Origin of the sequence: Bacteroides sp. (assembly GCF_052357945.1) — a bacterium.
In the GTDB taxonomy this organism is placed as follows: domain Bacteria; phylum Bacteroidota; class Bacteroidia; order Bacteroidales; family Bacteroidaceae; genus Bacteroides.
In genome coordinates this window covers 1-4,296 of sequence record NZ_DAWCXD010000236.1, presented here as the reverse complement: position 1 = coordinate 4,296, position 4,296 = coordinate 1, and the positions used below count along the sequence as shown (strand labels likewise).

The window sequence follows — 4,296 nt, the reverse complement described above, 5'->3', positions numbered from 1 at the left end:
TCTTTTTCAGGTAGAGCAGCACCTTGAATTTTTCCACTTTCATAACGCTCTTTTTTAGGTTGTAAAAATACTCCTTTGAAAAGCGTCCTTTGGCATGCAAAATATTGATAAACAGTGAATACAAATCCGCTTTGTTCCTATCGGTAAAAATTCGGTTACCTGCCGTTGTTTCCGAAACAGGCGGCTAACAGTCTGGTAACTGAAACGTCGCAATATTTTGTTGTCTTTTGCAGGTCTGTCTGTTCTGCAATTCTTGCAAAATGCTTAATTATAAACGTTTTACGTTTAATTCTCGTCATTCTGTTTTTTTATTGCATTTCTAAATATTACTTACCTTGCGAGACATACCTACGCTTCGGAAATTTGCTTATCTCAAGGCGTACCGATAGAAACAGTAAGCCGTATGTTAGGACATAGGGATTTGCGTTCCACGCAGATATACGCAAAAATCAGCAATGACAAAATATCAGAAGACACCGACAAACTGGAAGAACGGGTAAAGGATAAATTCCGGTTAGTTGGCATAGAACAATAAACATATCATCCTAAATTACTATCAATATGGAAAAGAATACAAAAGCCCAAAGAAGCACCTTTACTGTCTTATTTTATCTCAATACGTCCAAACGCAGAAAAGACGGTACTTGTCCGATTGTCGGACGCATAACGGTAGATGCGAACTCCGTACAGTTCAGCACGAAAATAGATCTTTCATCCTCTGATTGGGACGCAAAGAAAGGACGGGCGAAAAAAGAAAGAAAAGAACTCATGGAGATAAACCGGAAACTTGACCGTTTGGAGAAGCAGGTAAAAGCCCATTATTCCCGGATAGTGGAAACCGAAGGGTATGTAACAGCCGAAAGGGTGAAAAACGCCTTAAACGGTATCGGGGAAAAAGCAAGTAACCTGTTACAACTGTTTCAGGAACATAACGCAGAGTATGAAAAATGCGTAGGTGTAAACTGTGTTTATGATAGTTACTATTGCTATCTATTGACATTTAAACATCTCTCTAACTTTATACGCATGAAATACAATTCGGAAGATGTGCCGTTAGTCAGCCTTACGCATAAGTTTATAAATGATTTCGATTTCTATTTGAGGGTAGATAAACGGATGCAGGCAAGCACCGTTTTGGGACACATGATTTCACTAAAGAAGATAGTCACACGTGCCATCAATCAGGGAACGCTTAGACGTAACCCGTTTATGAATTATGTAGCGGAACAGCTTTTGAAAAAGTACAGGTACTTGACGGAAGAAGAATTTCAAAAGTTACTCACCACTCCGATAGCGACCAAAAGATATTACCGTATAAGGGATTGGTTTGTATTTTCATCTTTTACGGGTTTGTCGTATGCGGATATGTGCGCCTTGTCGGTTGATAACCTGATAATGGAACAGGACGGCAGCACATGGATAAAGATACCACGCCAAAAGACGGGGACGGTATGTAATATCAAACTGTTAAGCATCCCTCTGATGATTATAGAGAAGTACAAGGATGAAAGGAAAACGGATAAGGTCTTTAATATGATAAGCCTTTCCAATATCTGCATTAACCTGAAAGAAATAGCCCAATTATGCGGTATAGAACGGAATTTGACCTATCATGCTGCACGTCATAATACATGGGCTACGACTGCTTATTATTGCGAAATCCATCCGGGAGTGATCTCCGAAGCGATGGGACATTCGTCTATCACGGTGACAGAAACCTACCTGAAGCCATTCCACAGTAAGAAAATAGATGATGCGAACAGGAGGATTATTGATTTCGTAGAGCGGTCGGTAGGGAAAGCAGTCGCTTGACAAATAAAATGTTACTTTGTAGGTAACGGAATCTTGAATATGCAGCAAAAGTATGCATATTTACCAAAATAAGCCAACAGAAACAAACATTATTTCTAACAAATAGTAACAAAAGGAAAATAATACAAGCGAAAAAATTTGCAAAAGACATTCTCCCTCTACCATTCTCCTGAAAAGCAGGGGTGGAGAGTTTGATTACTATTTTTTATTTTCCATGTATCATTTACCTTGCAACAGGCGTAAACAAAGGTTTTCCCGTTATCTACAAAATAAAGTAGACAGAGCCTTAGTGGATAGTGAAATAGCCAAAGAGGGTGACAGATGCAGAATTCCTACCCCGTGGGAGTATAAATATAAAATATGTGTGACAGAAAAAGATCCTCTTGGTGATGAATGGAAAAAAGACAGTCCTACAGTAGTGGAAGTAGGCGGTTTAATGGGGACTGGGATAATGGTAAGTAACGGCAGTAGCTCCGGTTTGCCAAATGCTGGTACTTACTTTAAGAGTGTTTACGTAATGATTGTACAAGAACGAACTAAATAATTAACAAATTTAACAGTACAACCCAATTTCTATCCAGCAAGCTGAAACCTACTAAGTTTCAGCTTGCTTCGTTTAAAAAACTTTTAACTTTAGTAAATGAAACATCAGAAACAATTAATCCGGATAATCAGCCTAAATCCAATTAGAATATCCTACTTTTGTACACTGAATTAAATAAGGAACAAAATGAGGACAAAAGACTGGAAATCAATAAATAATGCCAAAGTGCTGGTAGTGGGTGAAAACTCTAATTTACAATGGTCGGAGACTGTGCCTGAATATGTAATGTTTGCCGATTACTACTTTCGTGGCTTTCCTGAAGATCATGGTGAACGTAGCCGTAATGTAGAGGCACGCAACCTTTTCAACTATATCACCAAACTGACGGGTAACCAAATGACTCCCGAAGATTTCTATATCGCCAATCTGTGCAATGATAACTTGGAACCTGCCCCCAAAGGAAAGAGGGTTCTCATACCCGAAGATAAAGCTCTGAAAGGAATTGAACACATCGAATGGATTTTATCACAGAATCCCACTATTGAATATGTGTTTGCCATGTCGTTGCAAACCAATTACTGGCTTCAGAAAGGCGGGGTCTACGAAGGTAGTGCCAAGTTTCTATCAGCTGCCGAACCCCGGCGCACAGGAACTGAAAACTATCAGCCTTTTTACCAACCGGTAGACGGTAAAGCATTTATCCAAGTCTGTGGTAATTGTTATGATGCCAAAAACTTTCCGGTGAAAGTGATTCCCATCCTTCCCGCTAAAGATTTTCCTTTATCCGAGCAGAACATGGAGTGATACAGGGAAGCTTGCAAGAAGGTGAGTAGCTATTTTAAATAAAGGAGGAGACGGGAATACATATAATAAATAAGGTGTTCTCTTCTTCTTCCTATATTCAGCTTTTTTGTCTCTTATTTTCCTTTTCTCTTTTTCCTATTCTCTCTCTTTTTCTATTTTGTTCCTGTTTACCTTTTCTTTTTTTCGCATTCCGAAAATCCTTTTTCGGAAATAGGGTGAAAAAGAAAAAATCAGTAGTAATTTTTAAAAGGCAGAAATATTTCTTTGATTTTGTATAGAACAAAAGAAAATAATTTCCCACTTTTGTAGTTGCAATAGGGGATAGGTGCTCTGTGAGATGTCTACTTTCTGGAAAAAGGATGAATGAAAACAGAATACTTTTTGCGTTAAAATCAGAAAAAAGTTTTCCGTTTTGGAAAACTTTCTGTATCAGCGAGAAAGAAATGTTTCCCGAAATTTAATGTTAAAAGCTAACCAAGCTATTAGATTATCTTCTATCTTTGTATCCGGTTTCGGAGCTAAAAGAGGTTTAGTCAATGAGGGAACGCTGTGTAAATCGGCGACAGTACCCGCTGCTGTAATTCTCTAAGAATCCGCACAATAAGCCACTGCATCGATGTCGGTGTGGGAAGGTGTTGCGAGGGAGGGATAAGTCAGAAGACCTGCCGGAACTTTTTCTTTTAGTTATCAATATTTTAAATTTAAACTTTCGGGAGTTAAAGTTATGAACTACGCGGAAATTTGTATCATCAAACGTGATGGTAAGAGAGAAGATTTCTCTATCAGTAAGATCAAGAATGCAATTAGTAAAGCATTCAGTGCAACAGGTATTCAGGATGAGCAGCAGTTGGTGGCTGACATCACTATGAACGTAATCAGTCAGTTTACTACTCCTACTATTACCGTAGAAGAAATTCAGGATTTAGTAGAAAAGTCGTTGATGAAAGTACGCCCGGAAGTAGCGAAGAAATATATTATTTATCGCGAATGGCGGAATACGGAGCGCGATAAGAAAACCCAGATGAAGCAAGTGATGGACGGCATCGTTGCTATCGACAAGAACGATGTCAACTTGAGCAATGCCAACATGAGCAGTCACACGCCTGCCGGACAGATGATGACGTTCGCTTCCGAAG

The 4,296-nt window shown here is 39.0% G+C and carries 5 protein-coding genes, 1 pseudogene and 1 riboswitch; all 6 genes and pseudogenes read left to right on the top strand.

Going from position 1 to position 4,296, the window contains the following annotated elements; all coding sequences use genetic code 11:
• Nucleotides 1–249 precede the first annotated feature (249 nt).
• Nucleotides 250–356, top strand: a pseudogene (locus tag ACT8YW_RS22020) (tyrosine-type recombinase/integrase); the annotation flags it as partial.
• Nucleotides 357–403: 47 nt separating this feature from the next.
• Entirely contained in the window at nucleotides 404–535 is a 132-nt protein-coding gene (locus ACT8YW_RS22015) for a hypothetical protein (protein ID WP_444107152.1), read from the top strand.
• 26 nt (nucleotides 536–561) lie between these two features.
• Nucleotides 562–1,812, top strand: coding sequence for a site-specific integrase (locus tag ACT8YW_RS22010; RefSeq protein WP_444107151.1), 1,251 nt, complete (start codon nucleotides 562–564; stop codon nucleotides 1,810–1,812).
• Between the two features lie 289 nt (nucleotides 1,813–2,101).
• Complete coding sequence (locus ACT8YW_RS22005; RefSeq protein WP_444107150.1) at nucleotides 2,102–2,356, top strand: hypothetical protein; 255 nt, start codon at nucleotides 2,102–2,104, stop codon at nucleotides 2,354–2,356.
• Between the two features lie 186 nt (nucleotides 2,357–2,542).
• Nucleotides 2,543–3,160: a hypothetical protein gene (locus tag ACT8YW_RS22000; protein ID WP_444107149.1), complete on the top strand. Its 618-nt coding sequence runs from the start codon at nucleotides 2,543–2,545 to the stop codon at nucleotides 3,158–3,160.
• 496 nt (nucleotides 3,161–3,656) lie between these two features.
• A riboswitch (cobalamin riboswitch) is annotated at nucleotides 3,657–3,844 on the top strand.
• A gap of 40 nt (nucleotides 3,845–3,884) precedes the next feature.
• The coding region (locus ACT8YW_RS21995) for an ATP cone domain-containing protein (RefSeq protein ID WP_444107148.1) at nucleotides 3,885–4,296 on the top strand (412 nt) is incomplete at its 3' end.